Genomic DNA, 22,561 nt, shown 5'->3' on the forward strand with positions numbered 1-22,561 from the left:
CTTACTTCAGTGTAAAAAACGGATTAAAAGTCTTCTACCTTTTGGGAAAGAATTTTTTCATTCATATCTTCTACCTCTTGAGGAATGATCTCCTCATCAAAATGAAACTCAGGAAGAGGCTTGCGGAAAAAATTTGTCATATAAAGAAGATATGCCAAGCCACATATCACCCAAATGCCTCCAAGAATCAATGCCTCTATTTCTAAATGTGACCATAACCACATAGTAAATACTGCGCCAATGAACGGTAAAAATAAATACCTTATGCAACTGTTAAAAGATCGTTTCTGATTTTTTATAAAATAATGGGCGATGACAGATAGATTAACAGATGTAAAAGCAATGAGCCCTCCAAAATTGATAAACTTGATGACTTGCTCCAGAGTTAACACGACGCCTAGTAAAGAAATTATTCCTATCACGATAATACCGTGTGACGGTGTTTTAAATTTGGGATGAATATAACCAAATAGATTTTCAGGCAATACTGAATCCCGGCCCATTGCATATAACACACGTGATGCGCTTGTAATTGAAGCAACTCCTGAAGAAAAGTTACCAATAATTACCGCAGTAATAAATAATGATTTAAATAGGTTTCCTCCAACAAGTATAGCGATTTCCATGGCTGCTGAATCAGTGTTTTCAAATGAAAAACCCGGATAGACCAATTGTGCTAAGTAGGATGAGCCAATATACAAAACCCCTATTAATAGCAACATTATGATAATAGCTCTTGGGATGGTTTTTTCAGGATTGATTGTTTCCTCTGACAAGGTAGTAAGTGAGTCAAAACCAAGGAAACTAAAACAAAGAATTGAAGAGCCTGCTAAGATTACTGACAAGGGAACCTCTGAATTGAATAATGGTTTACTCGAGAAAAGAGTTCCTGTCCCAACTCCATCTAATAAAAATTTTTGACGGTTAATATCCAGAAAAAACAAACGAAAATGATTTGAGCAATAACGAAAATTTTACTTGCGGATGCTGATGTCTTTACCCCTAGTATGCTTGGTACAACTATGATAGTAGTTAAAAGAATAATCCACACATAATGTGGAATCCCTGGAAACACTGCACTTAAAAAGACAGTGGACATCAAACACGTCACCATAGGTGTTAAAATATAATCAAGCATAATTGTCCAACCTACAAGAAACCCAACTTCAGAATTAATAGACTTTTGAGTAAATGTATAAGCTGAACCTGAGATAGGATATGCTTTTGCCATCTTTCCGTAGCTGAGGGCTGTAAACAGTATCGCTAGAAATGCAATAATGTACGCACCCGTAATTACACCATGTGAGGTTACGGCAGCTATTCCATAGGTATTAAAAAATACCATGGGGTTATTCCAAGCAATCCCTAAAAAAACAACCTGTGACAAAGTAAGTGTTCTAGCAAGTTTCTTCCGTTTCATAATCAGCTCCCTCACATTTATAAAGAATACTCAGAAGATTTAAATTATTGTGTATTTTGATTATAAAGGTTGTTGTAACACAAAGGTCAACACCTGTATTATATTTTTTAAGGGGGCGATTAAACTGAAAGAAAAATTAACAATTGGTGAGATGGCAAAGTTACGAGGGATGACTGCGGAGACCTTGCGCCATTATGATCGGATTAACTTATTCAAGCCGCAATATATCGATTCACATTCGGGATACCGCTATTATTCTATTTTCCAGTACGAGGTTTTAGGAACCATCAAAGAATTACGGCAACTTGGAATGAGTACGGACGAAATAAAGGATTATTTCAATGAACGCAATTTTAGTAAGTCTTTGGACATTCTTAAAGCAAAGCACGCAGATCTTGTTTCAAAGCTGAACGAATTAACAGACTTGGAGGAAAATATCCGCGAAAAAATTGTATATTTGGATCACGTAGCAAGAGAAAAGGAACTTCAAACGGTTATGTTTCGTGAATTAGGACGCAGGAAGTTAATTACATTGAATGAAAAAATCAATACTAATTTGGAACTCTGTTATGGTGTTATAAGGCTAGAAAATATGCTTGCTGAGAAGACACCGATTCTGGCCAGTAACAGACTAGGCATTCTCATTCAGGAAGCGGATCTTAGAACTAAACGTTTTGAAGAACCATCAGTCATTTTCGTTGTGGCAAAAAGTAAAGAAAAAATACCAAAACAGTACCAACGGATCGTTCCGGCTGGGTTATTTGCGTGTATCCGATATAACGGAGAATTACTATGGAACCGAAGCGAAAGCTTGAGTAAAATATTTGATTATCTTGATGAAGGTGGTTATCAAATTACCGGCGATGCGCTGCAAATTATGCATGTTGATATTACGATCACAGATAAACCAAACGAGATTACCTTTGAAATTCAAGTTCCCGTTCAAAAGGTCTGACCTATTTGCGCAGGACAAATGTTTATTTGTATGGTTTAGACGAAAGATATAGGAGAAGTTTTGATATGGAATTGAACTAGCTAATGGCTAGTTCTTTTTTCAGAAGGGATGCCAACGAAAAAACAATTAAGTGGAAATCCTCACTCTTCGCGTTGTAAAATTTACATATTACCCCTATACACCGATGAAAAGTTTCGTTCATTTCTACAAAGTCGTAGAGCACTGATGCTAAATTGGCATTATTACAAGTTATGGGGAAAAGATTGAAGATTACATCGGAGATCTTGTGATAATATTTAAGGTGATTTTGAAAGAATATATCTCTTTCGTTTTACCTGAAGAGTTTTTGCCCATAGAAAAAGCTGTAACATTTATTGTTGATCAGTTCGATGTTATTGTAGAGATTATTACCACTGAAAAACCCAAACCAATATTGGACTCAACTATCATTAAAAAATATATGGATGGTGAATTAGATACTCAAACGCAAGAAACTATATTATCTAATATTCTAGATAACATAGTTTCAACTGTTCGAGAACTGCCCATGTGTACCACTCGTCGAGAAGAACTGTTGGCGTCAGTAGATTTATTAAATATCTTACATACCTAATATTCAACAAAATAACTAATGGAAGGTTAGTCTTATTCAAGAAAAGGGCGCGATTGCTAATGAGAAGTCGCTTTTTTTTACTAAACCGATCACAATAGTTCTATAAATGATTGAATATAATAATTATGAATCCCATCTAATCTTCTTACGTGAAAGTAGCTGTTTTTTTAAAGTTGGTTGTGCAAAATATCGCCTATAATAAGTGCAAAATAACTCCTAAAGTGACAGTATAGGGATAAATTTTGCCGCTTGGCAATCCCTTCAAATGACATCGGTTTGCAATAATTTTTTTCAATAAAAGTAAAGATGTCCCTAATTCTTTCATCCTTCATTTATATAACCCATTATTCTCTTGGATGAATGGCAGTCGAAATAACACCCATGAATATCCTTATAATGCTTCTCGATGGAACTGCAACAGCAAGACTACATTGTCTTCATGCCCCTTTACGGTATGGACATCATTAGCATTAATAAGCAGAAGATCATTTTCTGCCAAATGGTAGGAATCTTGATTGACGATAACCTCAATTTCTCCCTGAATCACAAGAAGAATTTCAATTCCTAAATGAATATGCTGTGAATGATGGCGAATATTTTGCAAACTGATTTGATAAGAATCTTCTATTACTGGTTTTAGACATGAACATTCACCTTTTTTACTGGGTTCTTACCACAGCCCATCAAGCTATGGCAAATCATAATCCCTAAAATGAAAAAAACGCTATTTTTTTATGTAATATGATGGGGAAGGAAGGTGTTTTTTTGTGTAGCGAGATTCCAAATGAACTTTTACTCTTTTCTTAGGAATTACAACGATTTTTTTCCCCACAAGCTCTCCAACAGCTGACCAAAAAAAGTAAATTTTGTTCAATGGACGAGTAAGTATCAAGCCAAAGATTTAATAATGAGGTAATGAACATCTCAACAGGACACGATCACGATCTTTATTCATTACGTTGACAAGTTCTTTAAAACATGAAAATCTTTCTTAGAAATAGATTATTGTAAAGAAATCAAGAGAGCATTAGAATGTCATCTCTATGGACAACTGATTGGCATCCCCCTCTGTTTCTCCACCATGTTTCTAATGCGGCAGCAACTCCTCACCACGAAAAAACAAGAACTCAGCGAATATAAAGCCATTTATATCAACCATTTATATCATCAAAGATTATTTATTACTAATGTTAAAAGCGATACAAAAAAGCATCCTAGAGTTAGCAAAGATACTGCTTCGCCTTTTTACCCTCCTACAGAAAAACGGGCGAAATCCCACCACTTTGTGAAAAAGACAGTCTTTGATATATTGAAAATCGTCTATCAGTATACTATGTCTAATAAGAAATATTATGCTTTTGCTGTCTGTCTTTAGTGCACTTTATTTTTTATTTACGCCCAGTCAATTTAACCAATAAACTTAACATCATCAATCATCCAACCTTATCTTTTACATAAATAATTGATGTTTTAACAATAATTGTGTCAGTTGCAGCCACATTATTAAATGCAATGGTAAGCTTAAATTCATAAAAAAAACTCTAATTCCGTCATCGAGGATTGATATTCAAAGGGTGTCAGTCCTACAATATATGACTTAGCCGATTCCTCTGAAACCGTAAGTTCCGTAACTAAAGCGTGGGTTCGCCTTATATCCCTGATTAGTCATGAACAGGTTTAATTTTGCACCTAGAAGTGACTTTGTTTTTTCTCCAATGCTATTGCAATACAGAGCAAACTTTTGAGGACAATGATTTCATTATTGAGCCTAAGGCGTAGGTTTATTTATATGCCGAAAATTTCCTTTGCCAATTTACGCCCAGTAGGAGTCGCAGCCAGCCCGCCCTCTGCCGTTTCGCGAAGTGCAACCGGCATGGTCAATCCTATTTTATACATGGCGTCGATAACTTCGTCACATGGAATGCGGCTCGTAATGCCTGCAAGCGCCATATCAGCTGCCGTTATCGCGTTGGAGGCACCCATTGCGTTACGTTTCACGCAAGGAACTTCAACCAATCCAGCCACTGGATCACAAACCAGTCCAAGCATATTTTTCAATGTGATCGCCATCGCTTCTGCGGCTTGGCTCGGTGTACCGCCGGCCAGTTCTACTATCGCAGCTGCGGCCATGCCACTTGCCGAGCCCACTTCTGCTTGGCAGCCACCAGCCGCTCCAGAGATGGAAGCGTTGTTTGCGACCACGAAACCGAAGGCAGCGGAAGTAAAAAGAAATTCAATCATCTCTGTTCGGGTTGGGTTTAATTTTTCTTTCACAGCAAATAATGTCCCGGGAACAACGCCCGCAGAACCGGCAGTCGGAGTGGCACAAATCATTCCCATTGCTGCATTCACTTCGTTCGTCGCAACAGCTTTACTGACGGCATCCAATAATAAATCGCCTGCGAGCGCCTTGCCCGACTTGATATAATTTTGCAAAAGAACGGCATCCCCACCCGTTAGACCTGTAACGGACTGCACTCCTTTCAGACCTCTTTCCACCGCTTGTTCCATCACTGTCAAATTCCTGTCCATCTTTTCAATGATCTGTTCTCTCGACAAGCCTGAGAACTCCATTTCTTGTAAAATCATGATTTCCGCGATTTTTACATTTTTACTTTCAGCAAGTTCAACCAACTCTGCTACATTTCGGAACATGTTTTTACCTCCATATCTATGCCAACACTTTTACTGATTATCATTCAACCATCCTTATGACTTGCGACACATTTTCCAATCCTTCAATTTCCTTCATGATATCGCTCTTGATTTTCTGATCGACCTCAATCACCATGAGGGCCATTTGACCTTTTTCTTTTCGTGAAACTTCCATATGTCCTATGTTAATTTCATGATTCGCCAATACTGTCGAAACGGAGGATATGATTCCAAAAACATCGTTGTGCACGACTAGAATGGCTGGGTTTTCACCCGACAATTTAAGCTTGAACGTATTCAACTCCGTTATTTCTATCGTTCCGCCGCCAATTGAGATTCCCACAAGTTCTAATTCTTTATCTTCGTCGAACAGTCTGATTTTGACTGTATTAGGATGATCCATCACAGTATCCTCGATTGTAAAGGAAACTTCCATACCGGCTTCTTCCGCTATCGTTAAAGAAGCAGGGATTCGTTCATCATCCGTATCAAAGTCCAATATCCCGCCTACGACGGCAACATCCGTACCGTGTCCCCTGTATGTTTTTGCAAAAGAGCCATATAAAGAAATGATGGCTTTCTTCGGTTGCTTTCCGAATAATGTCCTTGCTACTCTGCCAATTCTGGCAGCTCCTGCTGTATGTGAGCTTGAAGGTCCAATCATGACGGGACCGATTATATCGAATGCAGATCTGTATTTCATCGTGTAATGCCCCTTTTCTGGGAAAAGATTTGTTTAACCGTCTTCATTATGCCGCTTTTTGTTCTTCTTTCGCCCTTATTCGTGAAAGGGCCTAATCTTTTAATTTTGAATACGATTACCAAGGAAACCTACCGAATCTCCCACAACTTGCACATAACCCAGCTGTGATAAGTCACCTTTACAGGATCATTGAAATCGTACAAAACTCCAAACCCTGCGATTGGTGTGGCCGCCCCGGTTACATTATGGCTCAGAAGCAGGGAAAAAGCTTTACAAGACGAGAACGGCCGTTGAGTGCGTCAATGCTAAAAAAAGAGTTTATTCAACTAATAATAATTTCAGCTATCGAACAGGCGAAAAAGGTAAAGTACATTTCGAACTTACAATGCTTGTTTATATTTATAATCCTCCGAAATTAGCAGTGAATCGGCTCAATCAACAAATGTACAAAATGAGCTGTTATTCGTTTAGGTAAACGAAGGCAAACCCTTTTATGGAATTAATTCAATTATAATAGAGATTGAAATGTGGCATTAATATAGGAATAAATAGTAATGATGTCCCTTTTGAGATATGACAAAATACTCACAAGGTCGAGGATTTTGTCTGCTCTAATAGAATTAGTAGAGAAAAATCTCTAAAAATAGTGTAAAGTTTATCTCCTATCTTTGAAGCATCATAATATTGTATTCACTCAAACACGATTGTTTTATTACCATGAATAATAACTCTATCTTCAATATGCCAAGAAACAGCTTGGGCAAGAACCTGTCTTTCCACATGACTTCCGGTAACCTTTAATTCTTCGATTGTATGTCTATGATTAACCCGCTTTACATCTTGCTGAATAATGGGTCCTTCATCAAGATCATTCGTAACATAATGAGCAGTTGCCCCAATTAACTTTACACCACGGTTATAGGCCCTCGCATAAGGGTTTGCACCGACAAACGCCGGTAAGAAAGAATGATGAATGTTAATAATTTGATTTGGGAACTCCGATACAAAGGTTGGGGAAAGAATTTGCATATATCTAGCCAAGGCAATAAAGTCTACTTTCCCTTTCAATAGATCTATTGCTTTCTGTTCTGCTTGTTGCTTCGTTTCATGAGCTAAAGGAATATGATAATAAGGTATGCCATAACTTTCTACTATTTTTTTTAAATCAGGATGATTACTGATCACCATCGGAATTTCCACTGGAAGTTCATTCGATTTCCAACGCCATATAAGCTCCATAAGACAGTGATCCATTTTGGATACAAAGATAGCCATTCGTTTTCTTTTATTATTGCCGCTTAAGCTCCATTCCATCGCATAAGCCTGGGCCAGCACATGTAAGTCCTCTTCAAGTTTTGCATAGGAAGCATCAAAGTCGTTTAAATCAAATTCGATTCTCATAAAAAACATACCAGCTTGTGGATCCGTCGTATGTTGGTCAAAATGAACAACATTTGCTCTGTTTTCTAATAAAAGGTTAGATACGGCCGAGATAATACCTGGTTTCTCTGGACAAGATATTAATAATTTAGCACGATTAACATTCACTACTTGATACAATGGACTCTCACCATCCTTTAGATTTGTAATAAAAATATGTAAAAACTTTCGAATTCAGAATGATGGCTAAACTCAACCGCTATAGGTGTCCGAACAATACCGTTACTACAATTTCATTTCTAGCAATCTTGAACTACGGTGAGGGAGGGCTATGGACCTTGAATTTTTTTTACTGACTCCCACCTATCAAATGGTTCGCCTTCCCCCATGAAGGAAGAAGTATTCAACTCTTCTTTTTACTATCCTTTATATCTATGAGTGTATTTCCTTACCATATACAGCTAGGGCAGCTTCCCCAATTGCTTCCGCTAATGTAGGGTGAGGGTGTATCGTATGTGCAATGTCCATAGCTGTTGCATTTAATACTCGTGCAAGACCAGCTTCCGAAATCATATCGGTTACATGTGGCCCAACCATATGCGCTCCTAACAACTTACTAGATTCTTCTTCAACAACGAGTTTGACAAAACCGTCTGATTCACCAAAAACAAGAGCCTTTCCAATCGCACGGAAGGAGAACTTCCCTGTTTTTACTTGATACCCTTTCTCCTTTGCATCCTCTTCTGTTAACCCAACACTAGCTACCTCCGGGTTACTATATATGCATTTGGAAACAAGAGATTGATCAAGTGGCACTGGTTTTTCTCCTGCCATATGTTCAATGGCGATGATCCCTTCATGTGAAGCAACATGGGCAAGCTGTAATCCTCCAATCACATCTCCAATTGCATAAATGCTAGGCTCATTCGTTTGATAAAACTCATTTGTTTGAATCACACGTTCGACTTCAACTTTGGTATTTTCAAGGTGAATGCCTTCTATGTTTGCTAATCTTCCGACAGATACTAATAATTTTTCTGCTGAAAATGACGTGTCTTTTCCTTTATATTCCGCCTTTATAGAGACACCGTCACCTTTTTCTAACGATTCTGGAAGCACCTTTGCCCCTGTTACGATTTTCACACCTTTTTTCTTCATTAGTCGCTGTACTTCCTTTGAAATATCTTTATCTTCCGTCGGTAAAATGCGATCGGCATACTCAATCACAGTCACTTCTAATCCAAAGTCAATAAGCATCGAAGCCCATTCTATTCCAATAACACCGCCGCCGACAATAATGATGGAATTTGGGAGCTCTTTCATTTGTAGCGCTTCATCCGATGTCATCACATATTCGCCATCTGCTTCTAGGCCGGGTAATGTCCTTGGACGAGATCCTGTAGCTATTAAAATATTTCGAGAGCTTAATATTGTTTCCCGTTCATCATTATTAAATCTCACTAAAACATCTCTCGACTGTAAAATACTCCCTTTCCCTTCAAACACATCTATTTTCCCTTTTTTCATTAAATGTTGTACACCTTTAAATAAGCGTTCAGTAATTTCTTCTTTCCTGGCCTGTACTTTTGAGAAGTCCAGTCCAACTTCCGGTGCAATAACACCATATTTATCTGCATTTTTTGCATTCGAATATATCTCTGCACTTCTTAATAATGCTTTACTTGGAATACAACCTGCATGAAGGCATGTTCCACCAAGTTTACCTTGTTCAACTACCGCCGTTTTTAATCCTAATTGAGACGCACGAATGGCCGCAACATATCCACCGGTGCCCCCACCGATGATAACAACGTCATATTTTTGATTCACCTAATACTACCCCCTTTTGTTTTCATAACCATAGAGATATATCGATAGTCTAAGATAACAACTAACTTATTAAACACGATCTATTCTATTAATAGGTAAACGATCATGATACTTTAAATTATTTCAATGGCACATGCATTGGATGCAAAGCTTTCTCCAACAATAAAGCCACTATCTTCTATATAATCAATTTCTGTTTCTTCATCTAAATAACGTTTTGTAAAATGATCTAATCTAAGCTGAACTCCCTCATATTCAATAATTACATCGTTTCTGCGGGGCTCGTCCAATAAGAGGGAGAACTTCACCGACACCCCGCAGCCGCCGGCAATATCAGCGTCAATGCGAGGAACTTGCGCACCCTTACATGTCATTTCCTTCAGTTTATTCATAGCTGCCTCTGTTATCTTTATTTTGACTATCATCTGATTCTCCCCTTTCTTAATGGATTATTGAAAAATGATTACGCATTAGCCTTAGTTGCACGGACTTGTTCATCTGCATGATAGGAGGAGCGAACAAGCGGACCGGCTTCGCAATGACTAAACCCTTTTGACATGGCAATGTTTTTCAGTTCTTCAAACTCTTCTGGACTCCAATATTTTTCGACTTTCAAATGTCGTTTAGTCGGCTGCAAATATTGACCAATAGTCATTATGTCTACATCGTTAATACGAAGATCATCCATTGTTTCCATAATTTCTTCTTTTGTTTCTCCTAGACCAATCATAATGCTTGATTTCGTAGGGATAGTGGAATTCATTTGCTTTGCCCGCCTTAAAAACTCTAATGAACGTTCGTATGTTGCACGTGCACGAACTTTTTGGGATAAGCGTTTTACTGTTTCAATGTTGTGATTCAAAATGTCTGGCCTTGTATCCATTAATGTTTTTAAGCTGTCATATTCCCCATTCAGATCTGAGGGGAGAACTTCAATGCTGCAAAATGGATTTTGCCGCCTCACTGCCTTTACAGTTTCTGCAAATACCTTTGCTCCGCCGTCTTTTAAATCATCACGAGCAACAGCGGTAATCACCACATGTTTTAGGTTCATTTGCTTTACTGATTCTGCGACACGTTCGGGCTCTTCCCAATCAAGTTCTGATGGTAGCCCTGTTTGAACTGCACAGAACCTGCAAGCTCGGGTACAAACACTTCCTAAAATCATGAAAGTTGCCGTTTTTCGTACCGCCCAGCATTCATGAATATTAGGACATCTTGCTTCTTCACAAACAGTATGAAGTTTTTTTTCACGCATCATTTTCTTTAAGCCTGTATATTGTTCATTCGTATTTAATTTAATTTTAAGCCATTCTGGTTTACGAAGATCAGTGATGGACATTTTATTTCTCACTCCTATGAGCAGATGTAATTTTAGATTTAAAGAGGTTGCTCCATACGCCTAAAAAAAAAGACCGATAGAGTTTCTCCGTTGCTCTGTCTTTTTAGTTCTCAAGACTATTTTCTCCTTGCACCACTTGGCACTATTTTCATCCTTTATAAACACGCTTAAATGAAACCACCTTGAATGAAATATTGAGATTCTTGTCTTTATATTCATCCTTGGTGGTTCATGTTCATTCAAACATTCATTTATGACGTTACCGTTGCTTCCTCTACTACTACTTCTTCTTTGGAATAACGCAAGATAGGTTGTCTAGCTGCTTGGACCTCATCCAATCGCCCAATCACTGTTGTATGTGGTGCTTCTAAAACAACCCCTGGGTTTTCTTCCACTTCTTTGGCAATTGTAATCATTACCTCCGCAAATGCATCGAGTGTTTCTTTCGACTCTGTTTCTGTCGGTTCAATCATCAAACATTCCTCAACATTTAACGGGAAATAGATGGTCGGCGGATGGTAGCCGAAATCTAGCAGGCGTTTTGCTATATCAAGCGTTCTTACACCTAGCTTTTTCTGTCTGGATCCGGATAGGACAAATTCATGCTTGCAAATTTGTAAATATGGCGCTTCAAAGTATGGCTCCAATCTTTTACGAAGGTAATTAGCATGAAGCACAGCACTTTCTGATACTTGGCGAAGCCCAACAGGCCCCATCGTGCGAATATAAGTATACGCCCGCAGGAGAATTCCGAAGTTTCCATAATACCCTTTTACCCTTCCGATAGAGTGCGAATAATTAGCGTTCAGCACATATTTATCACCTTCTTTTTCTATGCGCGGAACTGGCAAGTATGGAGTAAGTTTCTCTTTCACACCGACAGGGCCTGCCCCTGGACCGCCACCTCCATGAGGAGTCGTAAATGTTTTGTGAAGATTTAAGTGCACGATGTCAAAGCCCATTTGACCTGGTGTTGTTTTTCCTAAAATGGCATTGGCATTCGCTCCGTCATAATATAATAGCCCACCTGCTTCATGAACAACCTGAGCGATTTCCACAATTTCTTTTTCAAAAAGTCCAAGGGTATTCGGATTCGTCAACATTAGCGCAGCTGTATCAGATCCCACATGTTTCTTTAATTCTTCTAGGTCAACTAATCCATTTTTATCGGATGGAATCGTGATCGTTTGAAAACCAGCAACACTTGCACTTGCAGGATTTGTACCGTGCGCTGAGTCTGGAACAAGTACTTTCGTTCTGGTTTCACCTTTTTGAGCATGATACGCCTTAACCATCATTAAACCTGTCCATTCCCCTTGAGCCCCTGCGGATGGCTGTAATGTTACAGCATCCATTCCTGTAATGACGGCTAGCTCTTCCTGTAATTCATATAAAACTTCTAATGCACCTTGTACTGTTTCAACGGGCTGATAGGGATGAATGCGGCTAAAGCCTTCCAACCGTGCCACATCTTCATTTATTTTCGGATTGTACTTCATCGTACAAGAACCCAGTGGATAGAATCCATTATCGATTCCATGGTTTTTATTAGAGAGCGCTGTGTAATGGCGGACAAGCTGCAACTCTGATACTTCTGGCAGCTCAGCAGGTTCGTCACGGATTAAGTGCATTGGAAATTTTTCATTTATATCAACATAGTCAACGTCACTATCCGGAATACTTGAACCTACCCGTCCTGGACGACTTATTTCAAAAATCAACTCATTATATTCAACCATTTACAATCGCCTCCAAAGCATCAACAAATTGGTCAATTTCTTCTTTTGTTCGCTGCTCAGTCACAGCTAGCAGCATTTTGTTTTCAAAACCGTAATCACTTTCTAAATCAAATCCACCGATAATACCCGCCTTAAGAAGTTTTGCATTGACTTCCTTTACCGAACGAGGAAGCCCGACTATAAACTCATTGAAGAATGGTGCCTCATTGATTATGGTATAGCCCTTCTGTTCTAGAGTTTTCGCCATGTAATCAGCTTTCTCAATGTTTAGCTGTGCCATTTGACGAATCCCTTGCTTTCCAAGTGATGTCATACAAATAGAAGAGGCAAGAGCATTTAATGCCTGGTTGGAACAAATATTCGATGAGGCTTTATCACGGCGAATATGCTGTTCACGTGCTTGAAGTGTTAACACAAATCCACGCTGTCCTTTTTCATCTGCTGTTTGGCCTACAATTCGTCCTGGGATTTTGCGCATGAGTTTTTTATTTACCGCAAAATAGCCGCAGTGTGGACCGCCAAAGGACATCGGGATTCCTAATGGCTGCATATCACCGATCACAATATCTGCCCCAAGTTTCCCAGGTGCCTGCAAGAGTGCTAGTGCAAGAGGATTGGCGCTTACGATTAAAAGGGCACCTTTTTCTTCCGCAATTTTCTTAATTGCTTTTATATCCTCAATGGAACCGAAGAAATTTGGATATTGAACAATTACGGCAGCAGTGTCATTATCTATTTGTTCTTGCAGCTTCCCTAAATCTGTAATCTCATCAGCTAGGTTTACTTCCTCAGCTGTGTATCCCGGACCACCTGCTACTGTATGTAAAATAGCACGGGATTCAGGATGTACCGCTTTGGAAACAAGAACTTTCGAACGTCTCGTAGCCGCAACAGCAAGTGATGCAGCTTCTGCAAGCGATGTAAAACCATCGTACATGGAAGAGTTAGCCACATCCATTCCTGTCAACTCACAGACCATCGTTTGAAATTCAAAAATTGCTTGTAATTCACCTTGACTGATTTCCGGTTGGTAAGGTGTATAGGCTGTGTAAAATTCGGAGCGTGAAATCATATGGTTTACCACACTTGGAATGTAGTGATCATATGTCCCCGCGCCTAGGAAAGTCGGGTAATGATTCGCATTTTTGTTTTTTGTAGCAAGCTGGTTCATTTTTTTCACAAGCAGCGGTTCAGGAACCGCCTTTGGGATGTTTAGCTCCCCCTGCAGGCTGATTTCAGCTGGAATATCTTCAAATAACTCATCTATAGAAGAAATATTTAAAAATGTTAGCATCTCGTCTTGGTCTTGTTTCGTATCAGGAAGGTATCTATAAGTGGCTGTCATATTATTCCTCTCCCTCATTAGTAAATGCTTGATACTCATCTTCGTTTAGAAGTGAGTCTAATTCTTCTGGATTGGACATTTCTACTTCGACTAACCACCCTGCTTCAAATGGATGCTCGTTAATCGTCTCTGGAGCGCCTTCTAACTCTTCGTTTACAGTAACTACTGTTCCTGAAACAGGTGAGTAAAGTTCGGAAACTGCTTTAACTGACTCGATCGTTCCCATCGATTCATTGACAGTTACTTCATCATCAATCGCTGGATTTTCAACAAAGACGATATCACCTAACGCTTTTTGTGCATAATCAGAGATTCCAATACGAACACGGTTTCCTTCTAATTGTTGCACCCACTCATGTTCTTTGCTATATCGAAAACTTGATAATAATTTCGTCATTGTATTTTCCCCTTTTCTTTTCTTTTTTTGTTTTTTAACTATTCCCATAATTCAGACTATAATTTAGGTAATTTTGCTCTTAAGTAGTCGATTTTAGGCTGCATGCAAGGTAACGGATATCGACTCATGAAAACTACACGATAACTCTATTAAAATATTTCCGCTTACCTTTTGTAGAATGGTGCATTAACAATAACGGCTTCAATCTGTTTATTTCGGATTTCCACTTTTATCGGTGTCCCCACTTCAGCTTGATCGGCTGATACCAAGGCAAGACCTAAGCTTTTCTTCAAAGATGGTGATTGTGTTCCTGATGTAACAATACCTATTTCCTCTCCATCTTTAGAAATTACCTTGTAACCATGACGCGGAATCCCCCGGCCTGTTACTTCAATCCCTACTAATTTTCGTTTTAATCCAGTTTCTTTTTGTTCTGTAAGAGCAGACTTTCCGATAAAGTCACTTTCTTTGTTCGTCTTTACGACAAAGCCGATTCCTGCTTCAAGCGGGCTGATATCATTACTTAGTTCTTGGCCATAGAGTGCAAGACGTGCTTCCAGCCGAAGCGTGTCCCGTGCACCAAGTCCGCATGGTTTTAATCCACTCGTGGCTCCTGTTTCTAAGATCTTTTCCCAAAGTGCTACCGCTTTGTCTGCAGATAAATAAAGCTCATATCCATTTTCTCCTGTGTAACCTGTACGGGATACAAGTACATCGGAAATCCCCGAGATGTTGACGTGCTGGGCGAATTTAAAAGAACCAATTTCTGATAAATCAATTTCCGTTAACTTTTGCAAAATGCCTTCTGCCTTTGGTCCTTGGATGGCAAGCTGAGCGATGTCTTCCGAAATATTTTGGAGCTCCATCTCTCCTTTTACATGCTGCTTCATCCATTCGTAATCTTTCTCAATGTTTGCAGCATTAATGACAAGTAAATATTTTTCATTTCCTAATTTATAAACTAATAAATCATCGACCGTTCCACCGTCTGGATAACACATTGCGGTATACTGTGCTTGATTGATGCCAAGCTTTGTTACATCGTTTGTAACAAGGTAGTTAATATAACTCTCGGCATCTTTCCCTTCCACAAGTACTTCTCCCATATGAGAAACATCAAAAAGTCCTGCTTCAGTTCGAACAGCTTCATGCTCTTCTAAAATGCTGGTAAATTGAACCGGTAGAGCCCAGCCACCAAAATTTATAACTTTTGCCCCGTATTTTTTATATACTTCAAAAAGCGGTGTTTGCTTTAATGCTGTTTCAATACCCATGATTTACCCCCAATTATGATTTTCTGCAAAATAGTTCAACTGTTACAGGTTTCTTTATTGCTAGTAGTATCTCGCTGCCATGGCAGTTGCTCAGGTTTCAGCAAAGGCATAATTCCATTAAGCTGCCCCTTTCTTTACACAGTAGTTGGCTGTTGAAATAACGGATAAACATCACAAATCTCTTTGGTTGTTTCTCTTGCTTTCTGAATGACGTCTTTATTACCTTTACTCTTTAGAACAGTTGCAATCACTTCACCAATTTTCACCATCTCTTCCCTCTTCATGCCTCGAGTTGTTAAAGCTGCTGTCCCCATTCGGATACCGCTCGTAACAAATGGCTTTTCTGGATCATAGGGAATCGTATTTTTATTCACGGTAATGCCTGCGTCTTCCAATAATTTCTCCGCTTCTTTTCCTGTTAAATTCCACGGACGCAAATCTAAAAGGACAATATGATTATCTGTTCCACCAGAAACAAGTGCTGCACCTTCATTCTTTAATGTTTCGCCAAGTGTTGTAGCATTTTCAATGACTTGTTTCGCATAATCCTTAAAGCTTGGTTGTAAAGCTTCGTTGAATGCAACTGCTTTTGCTGCAATGATATGCATAAGTGGACCGCCTTGAATTCCTGGGAATATGGATTTATTAATCGCTTTGATAATTACTTCATCGTTCGTTAAAATGATGCCCCCCCGAGGTCCTCTTAATGTTTTATGAGTTGTACTTGTCACAACATCCGCATATGGGATTGGGGATGGGTGAAGACCAGTAGCTACCAGCCCGGCTATATGAGCCATATCCACCATAAGTTTTGCACCAACTTGATCGGCAATTTCTCTAAATCGTGCAAAATTAATCGTTCTTGGATAGGCACTTGTTCCTGCAATAATCAATTTAGGTTGTTCTTTCTTTGCGATAGCTTCCAACTCATCATAATCAATTAACTGAGTATCTTCTCTAACTCCATAAGACACAACTTCAAACCATTTTCCTGAAACGCTGACTGGACTTCCATGAGTTAAGTGGCCACCATGTGAAAGGTTCATTCCCATTACCTTATCACCAGGCTGAAGGAGTGCGAAAAAAACTGCGAAATTGGCTTGTGCACCTGAATGAGGCTGAACATTTGCATATTTGGCACCAAAAAGCTTTGTTAGACGCTCAATGGCCGTTTGTTCTGCCACATCGACAAATTCACATCCACCATAATAGCGCTTTCCTGGATAACCTTCTGCATATTTATTTGTCATCACGCTTCCCATTGCCTCTAATACATCTGGGCTAACAAAATTTTCTGATGCAATCAATTCCAGTGTTTGATGTTGACGTTGTCCTTCTTTCTCAATCGCTTTAAAAATGGTTGAATCATTTTGTTGTAAACTCATTTCATTTTCCCTCCCGGACATTTTTGTTAATTCTGAATTTTTACATAATTTTCAATTCCAATATGGTGCTCTTTCCCGCTACAGGCCTGCTTTTCTATGAAAACTGCTAAAAACAGTATGCTTTACAACCTTTTTTGCACGCAAAAAAGGACAGAAAAGGGTCGTAGCGTTCTCTACCCTTCTCTGTCCTTTTACCTGAGAGTTTAGCTCCATTTTTTAATAGAGCCTTTCCCCTTTGGTGGCGTATATGTTTATACGCGCTCTCCAGAGGTGCGTCCATTTGTGGTTCCATCTACCTGAGAGATTTATTCCAAGGGTCTTTTTGGAACTTGCTCCTTCGGTGGCTTGTCGCTTTGCACTCTCCCACAACTGTCATCCGCTTATTCAATTTGGTACATTTAGAATAGTTGTTGAGAATAATTATGTCAAGCATTTTTGAAAGCGCTAACAATACTATTCTAAAATATTTATTTCGAATTATCATAGAATCAACCAGATATCTTTGGCTTTTTAAAACGGGCAGATTTTTTACTCACCGAGTTGGAAAAAATGGAGCGGCAACTATCTGGACAAACACAGCAAATAGAATCAAAGGATTTCTTGCCTCTTAATTCCCCGCTACCTCTCTCTGATTCGCCTGATCCACCTTCGTTATGCGCATCTTATAAATCGCAATCAGCATAATGAACCAAACAGGAGTAACGAATAAGGCAACACGAGTGTCGTCCGCAAGTGCAAGAACAACAAGGACGAACGCTAGGAAAGCAAGGATCAAGTAATTGGAAATTGGATAAAGTGGTAATTTAAATTTGTTCTTTTTCACTAGATCTGGTCTTGTTTTACGGTATTTCAAATGACTGATGACTGTAATTCCCCAAATAAAGATGAAACATACGGTAGAAATACTTGTAATCAAGGTAAATACTCCTTCAGGCATTAAATAATTCAAAACAACAGAAATTAAAATGACAACAGTTGAAAAGAACAATGCATTGGAAGGTACTTTACGGTCATTAAGTTTTGCAAACGGTACAGGTGCATTTTTATCTTTGGCAAGTGAGTATACCATCCGGCTTGTACTGAAGATTGCGCTGTTACATGCCGAAGCAGCCGATGTTAGGACTACAAAATTAACGATACCAGCAGCTCCAGCAATACCTACAGCCACAAATACTTGAACGAATGGGCTTTCCGTTGGGATGATTGCGTTCCACGGATAAACACTCATAATGACAATAAGTGCGCCAATGTAGAAAATTATAATCCGAATAGGAATATTATTGATCGCCTTGGGGATAACTTTTTCTGGATCTTCTGTTTCACCTGCTGTAAGTCCTACAAGTTCAATGCCCACAAACGCAAACACTACCATCTGGAATGAGAGGACAAAACCATTTATTCCATTTGGGAACATACCTTCGTGACTCCATAGATTCGTGAAACTTGCTGCGCCTGAATCAGTGGAAAAGCCTTTAATAATCATGAAAATACCGATAACAATTAATGCTAGAATAGCTATGACCTTAATTAATGCGAACCAGAATTCCATTTCGCCAAAAAGTTTTACGGTTGCAAGATTCATAAATAGCAGAATGACTAGTGCAATTAATCCAGGCATCCACTGCGGTACGGAGGGAAACCAATACTGAGTATAAAGTCCAACTGCTGTTAAGTCGGCCATTGCGATTGAGATCCAGCAGAACCAGTATGTCCAGCCGGTTACAAATGCTGCCATATTACCTAAATAGTCTCTTACAAAGTCAACAAAGGAATGATAGTTCAAATTAGATAAGAGTAGTTCTCCAAGTGCGCGCATGATTAAAAAACAAATGATGCCTGTAATCATGTAAGCAAATAGAATTGATGGCCCAGCTAAATGAATAGATTTTCCTGCTCCAAGAAATAATCCCGTTCCGATTGCACCACCAATAGCTATGAGTTGTACGTGCCTGTTTTTTAACCCTCTATCCAACTTTTGTTCCTGCATACGATTCCCCACTTTCTACTTTTATAGGCTACTTGGAATTTTTTCCTTATAAAGGTTCAGTCCTTGAGTGTGAATTATTAGCATACTGGGAGACTGCCCTATCACTGTAAGCGCTTTCTTGTTGGGTACTAGATATAGTTTTTTGAAATAGATCTACCAGCCTTTTTTGAAAATATACCATTAGTTGTACAAATGAAAGGATAGACTCATTTATCTACATATCTCCATGCACTCTCCTCTCTTTTTATCTTTCCAAGTACAAAAAAAGACAGAGGAAAGATAGGGATTTTCCTAACTTCCTCTGTCCTTTTACCTGAGAGTTTAGCTCCTTCGGTGGCCTATGGCGCTCTTCAGAGACGCGTCCAATTGTAGTCCTTTTACCTGAGAGATTAGTCCCCTGCTTTTTAGGGTTTGCTCCTTCGGTGCTAAACAATGTTTAGTCTCTCCCACAATCTTCATCCGCTGGTATAGAGTTGTACTACTAGTTGTATATTATCGGGTTTTAATAGATATTTCAATTATTATCTGAAAAAGCTCTATTTTCTGATAATTAAATATGGACAAAAGTCTATAGTTTTAACATAATTAATGTATGGAAAAAGAGAAAATTCGAGACTCGCGAAAATCCTTGCAGCAGTAAAGATTGTCTAGGAGCTTCCTCCCTAAGTTCAGCAGTATCAGAAGCCTTCTCTTCTTTATCAACTTCCTCTTCAGCCCCACCACCTGCTATATTAGCAATGATGACTATTGCTAGAACCCATACCCACCACTTCTTTGGCTTCTTTAGCTTGATTTTCTTTTCCTTAACCATTAAGCCTTATACCCCCTTTACAGTTTTTCAGACGGACTGTTGTAAACAAAAATAGAATAACATAATTTGGATCAATACGGTTTATATTTATCATCAAGCATTCATTTTCACAATGCTTGACGTGTTAACGAAACCATCTCCCATTTCACTTTACCAGCGTCAAACCAGGCCTCTAATTTGGTTAGCCTCTTTTTTTAAAACATATCCATAAAGTATGATCAATTCTATACCTTACCTTGATAAAATGACATATTTTAAGGGCGTGTTTAGGATGATCCAAACACACCCTTATAAAAATTCAATTGATTCATTCTATAAAAAGGGTTGATTTATTTGCATTCCCTATTTACAGATAGGTGAAAATTCGAAGTTATCGTTGCCTTTTCCATAGTAATAGGGTGGTTAGATTTTTTATTTATAGAATCAATCAGCCCCTACCTCGCACCGTGCATGAAAGTTTCCCTTCACACGGAGATCCGTCTATCAGGTACTGCCATTAGCCTTTCTCCGCAATCGTTTTACTTTTTACTAATAAAAATATCTAATTCAGCAAATCCTGTGGTAATCTGAACCACACCTTACAAATGAATCTATTCTTTTCCTTAATCTAACTCATAATAACCACAAACAACATACCCTACTGCTTTTGCTGCCACGAGAAGGGCATCTTCATCGATATCAAATTTAGGATTATGATTAAAATAAGGTTTTTCTACTCCTTTAGGTGTACATGCAATGTAAAAGAAGCAGGAAGGGATTTTTTCAGCATAGTAAGCAAAGTCTTCAGATGGCGGCATTGCTGGAAATTCCATTACTTCTTTAATATCTTTATCCTTTGCATTCTTAAGAAACTCAGCAACCTTTCCTGTTAGTTCGGGATCATTATATAAAGGTGGATAGTCATTCGTATATGTAAGATCACATGTTACACCAAACTCTTCTTCAAGTCCTTTTACAAGGCGTTTAACTTCCTTTTCAATTTTTTCTTTTGTTTCAACAGTCATATAACGGATATCGCCTTCAAGCTCTACGCTGTCTTTTATTATATTAAATGTTCCTTTTCCATCAAAAGATCCAATAGTAATCACACCAATATCAAATGGACTTAATCGACGGCTAATAATCGTTTGAGCAGCTGTAACAAAATGAGCACCAGCCACAATGGCATCATTCGCTAGGTGTGGTGAGGAACCATGTCCACCTCTGCCTTGAATTTTTAATTTCAGATAAGCCCTGCCGTTAAAAGAATATCCAGCGTGATAACCAACAACTCCTGCTGAATCCATTGGCAGCAGATGGATTCCAAATATATTATCTAAATCGTCAATCACGCCGGATTCTACAATACTCTTTGCCCCGCCTGGCGGAACTTCTTCCGCATGCTGATGAATAATTTTGATTGTACCGGGAATTTCATCTTTTAATTGAATGAGGCAATCCGCCAAGACTAACAAGTAGGCTGTATGGCCATCATGACCACACGCATGCATAACGCCTTCATTTTTTGATTTAAAGGGTATATCCGTTTCTTCAACAATTGGAAGCGCATCAAAATCAGCTCGAAGACCGATGTTTTTTCCAGGCTTTCCACCTTTAATGGTCACGATAATTCCGTATCCATTACCTACATTAGATTGAACTTCTACGTCCTTTTCTTTATAAAAATCGATAATATATTGAGCTGTCTTTTCTTCTTTAAAAGAAAGCTCAGGATTTTCGTGTAGGTGCCTACGAATTTCAATCATTTCAACTTTACGGGATTGTAGCATTTCCATTAATTCACTTCTCATAATCTTTTCATCCCTTCATTATTTTTCGAAAACGCAGTTAAATGTGGCATTTTACATTTCCAACAGCTAATTATTCTGCAATAGGGTTCCGGTTGCTACCAGCCTGTGATTTTTTAGGAGCATTAGATGTTTTAGCAGTACCTTTTGCACCAAAAAGATAATAGATGATATTGAAAGCACAGCGAATATAACGTTTACGAAAATCCCTATTGAAGCCGCTGTTTCAAGCTTTCAATTTGCTGCTATTCCACCGTAAACAGCAGCTGAAGAAATCGCGACGCCGAATGCACTGCCAAGTGAGCTTGCCACCTGTATATGGCTTATTTTGAAATACAGCAAAGTCAATCAGAACGATATCTTTGCTATTTTCAACGATTAAAACAATAATGCCTATGATTGTGGCAACGAGTAGGACGATTGAAATCGGACTTGTCCATCCTAATCTGCTCCGTAATTAATAAATACATTCAAGGCAATCATTATAATGGTAAAAATGATCAAGCCAGTGTAATCGAATTTATAGGCACCGTTTCCTTTCTGGTTTATCTTTCAGCAGAAACATACCAATTATTGCAATGAATGAAAATCCACCTCCGCCACATGGAAGTTGCGATTGACCTTCGCAAAAGATATTACGTCTTTTCCCGTTTACCTTTCTCCTGCTTCTTCATAGCCTTCTAATTGCTTCCTCTAAATTAATTATAATAATACTATTCAAATATAATGAGTCATTATTGGGTATATTGCCTACAGGGACACTGTTGGATAGTTCTTATCGTCATCCAGGTGTTCATAAAGGCAGCGAAATTCATAATCATGAACTATTACGCCTGCAGCTCTGGATTTATGCTAATGAGCTTTCCTTTTTCGTATATCGTGTAAAAATATTTTCATATTGACTTCGAAAATAAAAACCCATATCCAGAAATAGAAGT

General features: G+C 38.7%; 19 protein-coding genes, 1 pseudogene and 3 riboswitches. Of the genes and pseudogenes, 3 read left to right on the forward strand and 17 right to left on the reverse strand.

Going from position 1 to position 22,561, the window contains the following annotated elements:
• Positions 1-23 precede the first annotated feature (23 nt).
• Positions 24-845 carry an APC family permease gene (locus FNK51_RS27390; protein WP_286178850.1) on the reverse strand — a complete coding sequence of 274 codons (822 nt, stop codon included), beginning with the start codon at positions 843-845 and terminating at the stop codon, positions 24-26.
• Between the two features lie 59 nt (positions 846-904).
• Positions 905-1,420, reverse strand: coding sequence for an APC family permease (locus tag FNK51_RS27395; protein ID WP_286178851.1), 516 nt, complete (start codon positions 1,418-1,420; stop codon positions 905-907).
• 151 nt (positions 1,421-1,571) lie between these two features.
• Between FNK51_RS27395 and FNK51_RS23560 the strand changes: the two genes are divergently transcribed.
• Positions 1,572-2,375 (forward strand): MerR family transcriptional regulator, encoded by an 804-nt coding sequence (locus FNK51_RS23560; RefSeq protein ID WP_141994878.1) that lies wholly within the window; start codon positions 1,572-1,574, stop codon positions 2,373-2,375.
• A 286-nt stretch (positions 2,376-2,661) separates the two neighbouring features.
• A complete protein-coding gene (locus FNK51_RS23565) occupies positions 2,662-2,988 on the forward strand; it encodes a hypothetical protein (RefSeq protein ID WP_141994879.1) in 327 nt (108 codons plus the stop codon).
• Positions 2,989-3,379: 391 nt separating this feature from the next.
• Here the strand turns inward: FNK51_RS23565 and FNK51_RS23570 are convergent, their stop codons facing one another.
• The gene (locus FNK51_RS23570) at positions 3,380-3,592 is read right to left on the reverse strand and encodes a cupin domain-containing protein (RefSeq protein WP_286178852.1); all 213 of its coding nucleotides are present in this window, start codon (positions 3,590-3,592) and stop codon (positions 3,380-3,382) included.
• Between the two features lie 378 nt (positions 3,593-3,970).
• Between FNK51_RS23570 and FNK51_RS27400 the strand changes: the two are divergent.
• Positions 3,971-4,363 (forward strand): annotated as a pseudogene (locus FNK51_RS27400) (IS4 family transposase); the annotation flags it as partial.
• 410 nt (positions 4,364-4,773) lie between these two features.
• On the opposite strand, the gene sdaAA reads toward FNK51_RS27400, so the two are convergent.
• From sdaAA to FNK51_RS23640, 14 genes are all read right to left on the reverse strand, one after another.
• Positions 4,774-5,643, reverse strand: a complete 870-nt coding sequence (sdaAA, locus tag FNK51_RS23575; RefSeq protein WP_141994881.1) for an L-serine ammonia-lyase, iron-sulfur-dependent, subunit alpha — start codon at positions 5,641-5,643, stop codon at positions 4,774-4,776.
• Between the two features lie 40 nt (positions 5,644-5,683).
• Positions 5,684-6,346, reverse strand: a complete 663-nt coding sequence (gene sdaAB / locus FNK51_RS23580) for an L-serine ammonia-lyase, iron-sulfur-dependent subunit beta (RefSeq protein WP_141994882.1) — start codon at positions 6,344-6,346, stop codon at positions 5,684-5,686.
• Between the two features lie 690 nt (positions 6,347-7,036).
• A complete protein-coding gene (gene purU / locus FNK51_RS23585; protein WP_098372273.1) occupies positions 7,037-7,906 on the reverse strand; it encodes a formyltetrahydrofolate deformylase in 870 nt (289 codons plus the stop codon).
• A gap of 252 nt (positions 7,907-8,158) precedes the next feature.
• Positions 8,159-9,556: a dihydrolipoyl dehydrogenase gene (gene lpdA / locus FNK51_RS23590; protein WP_141994883.1), complete on the reverse strand. Its 1,398-nt coding sequence runs from the start codon at positions 9,554-9,556 to the stop codon at positions 8,159-8,161.
• Positions 9,557-9,669: 113 nt separating this feature from the next.
• Positions 9,670-9,981, reverse strand: coding sequence for an iron-sulfur cluster biosynthesis family protein (locus tag FNK51_RS23595; RefSeq protein WP_141994884.1), 312 nt, complete (start codon positions 9,979-9,981; stop codon positions 9,670-9,672).
• 38 nt (positions 9,982-10,019) lie between these two features.
• Positions 10,020-10,898, reverse strand: coding sequence for a lipoyl synthase (gene lipA, locus FNK51_RS23600; RefSeq protein ID WP_098372270.1), 879 nt, complete (start codon positions 10,896-10,898; stop codon positions 10,020-10,022).
• 251 nt (positions 10,899-11,149) lie between these two features.
• Positions 11,150-12,637, reverse strand: a complete 1,488-nt coding sequence (gene gcvPB, locus FNK51_RS23605) for an aminomethyl-transferring glycine dehydrogenase subunit GcvPB (RefSeq protein WP_141994885.1) — start codon at positions 12,635-12,637, stop codon at positions 11,150-11,152.
• Positions 12,630-13,982: an aminomethyl-transferring glycine dehydrogenase subunit GcvPA gene (gcvPA, locus tag FNK51_RS23610; RefSeq protein ID WP_141994886.1), complete on the reverse strand. Its 1,353-nt coding sequence runs from the start codon at positions 13,980-13,982 to the stop codon at positions 12,630-12,632. The genes gcvPB and gcvPA overlap by 8 nt, the downstream gene beginning before the upstream one ends.
• 1 nt (position 13,983) lies before the next feature.
• Positions 13,984-14,379: a glycine cleavage system protein GcvH gene (gcvH, locus tag FNK51_RS23615; RefSeq protein ID WP_098372267.1), complete on the reverse strand. Its 396-nt coding sequence runs from the start codon at positions 14,377-14,379 to the stop codon at positions 13,984-13,986.
• Positions 14,380-14,543: 164 nt separating this feature from the next.
• On the reverse strand, positions 14,544-15,653 hold the full coding sequence (gene gcvT, locus FNK51_RS23620) for a glycine cleavage system aminomethyltransferase GcvT (protein ID WP_141994887.1): 1,110 nt from the start codon (positions 15,651-15,653) through the stop codon (positions 14,544-14,546).
• Between the two features lie 134 nt (positions 15,654-15,787).
• Positions 15,788-17,038, reverse strand: coding sequence for a serine hydroxymethyltransferase (gene glyA, locus FNK51_RS23625; RefSeq protein WP_141994888.1), 1,251 nt, complete (start codon positions 17,036-17,038; stop codon positions 15,788-15,790).
• A 173-nt stretch (positions 17,039-17,211) separates the two neighbouring features.
• A riboswitch (glycine riboswitch) is annotated at positions 17,212-17,316 on the reverse strand.
• A gap of 329 nt (positions 17,317-17,645) precedes the next feature.
• The gene (locus tag FNK51_RS23630; protein ID WP_098372264.1) at positions 17,646-19,025 is read right to left on the reverse strand and encodes an amino acid permease; all 1,380 of its coding nucleotides are present in this window, start codon (positions 19,023-19,025) and stop codon (positions 17,646-17,648) included.
• A gap of 299 nt (positions 19,026-19,324) precedes the next feature.
• Positions 19,325-19,381, reverse strand: a riboswitch (glycine riboswitch).
• A gap of 3 nt (positions 19,382-19,384) precedes the next feature.
• Positions 19,385-19,484, reverse strand: a riboswitch (glycine riboswitch).
• A 109-nt stretch (positions 19,485-19,593) separates the two neighbouring features.
• Entirely contained in the window at positions 19,594-19,836 is a 243-nt protein-coding gene (locus tag FNK51_RS23635; protein ID WP_141994889.1) for a hypothetical protein, read from the reverse strand.
• A gap of 602 nt (positions 19,837-20,438) precedes the next feature.
• Positions 20,439-21,626, reverse strand: a complete 1,188-nt coding sequence (locus tag FNK51_RS23640) for an amidohydrolase (RefSeq protein WP_141994890.1) — start codon at positions 21,624-21,626, stop codon at positions 20,439-20,441.
• Between the last annotated feature and the right edge of the window lie 935 nt (positions 21,627-22,561).

Source organism: Bacillus sp. B4EP4a (genome assembly GCF_006680105.1).
GTDB classification, from domain to species: Bacteria; Bacillota; Bacilli; order Bacillales; family DSM-1321; genus Peribacillus; species Peribacillus simplex_E.

What these genes read in the sequence shown, in the direction of transcription:
- sdaAB (WP_141994882.1), bottom strand. Translation starts at nt 6,346, where the DNA reads ATGAAATACAGATCTGCATTCGATATAATCGGTCCCGTCATGATTGGA.
- gcvT (WP_141994887.1), bottom strand. Translation starts at nt 15,653, where the DNA reads ATGGGTATTGAAACAGCATTAAAGCAAACACCGCTTTTTGAAGTATAT.
- glyA (WP_141994888.1), bottom strand. Translation starts at nt 17,038, where the DNA reads ATGAGTTTACAACAAAATGATTCAACCATTTTTAAAGCGATTGAGAAA.
- gcvH (WP_098372267.1), bottom strand. Translation starts at nt 14,379, where the DNA reads ATGACGAAATTATTATCAAGTTTTCGATATAGCAAAGAACATGAGTGG.
- FNK51_RS23595 (WP_141994884.1), bottom strand. Translation starts at nt 9,981, where the DNA reads ATGATAGTCAAAATAAAGATAACAGAGGCAGCTATGAATAAACTGAAG.
- FNK51_RS23640 (WP_141994890.1), bottom strand. Translation starts at nt 21,626, where the DNA reads ATGAGAAGTGAATTAATGGAAATGCTACAATCCCGTAAAGTTGAAATG.
- gcvPB (WP_141994885.1), bottom strand. Translation starts at nt 12,637, where the DNA reads ATGGTTGAATATAATGAGTTGATTTTTGAAATAAGTCGTCCAGGACGG.
- FNK51_RS27395 (WP_286178851.1), bottom strand. Translation starts at nt 1,420, where the DNA reads ATGAAACGGAAGAAACTTGCTAGAACACTTACTTTGTCACAGGTTGTT.
- FNK51_RS23630 (WP_098372264.1), bottom strand. Translation starts at nt 19,025, where the DNA reads ATGCAGGAACAAAAGTTGGATAGAGGGTTAAAAAACAGGCACGTACAA.
- sdaAA (WP_141994881.1), bottom strand. Translation starts at nt 5,643, where the DNA reads ATGTTCCGAAATGTAGCAGAGTTGGTTGAACTTGCTGAAAGTAAAAAT.
- FNK51_RS23635 (WP_141994889.1), bottom strand. Translation starts at nt 19,836, where the DNA reads ATGGTTAAGGAAAAGAAAATCAAGCTAAAGAAGCCAAAGAAGTGGTGG.
- FNK51_RS23560 (WP_141994878.1), top strand. Translation starts at nt 1,572, where the DNA reads ATGGCAAAGTTACGAGGGATGACTGCGGAGACCTTGCGCCATTATGAT.
- lipA (WP_098372270.1), bottom strand. Translation starts at nt 10,898, where the DNA reads ATGTCCATCACTGATCTTCGTAAACCAGAATGGCTTAAAATTAAATTA.
- gcvPA (WP_141994886.1), bottom strand. Translation starts at nt 13,982, where the DNA reads ATGACAGCCACTTATAGATACCTTCCTGATACGAAACAAGACCAAGAC.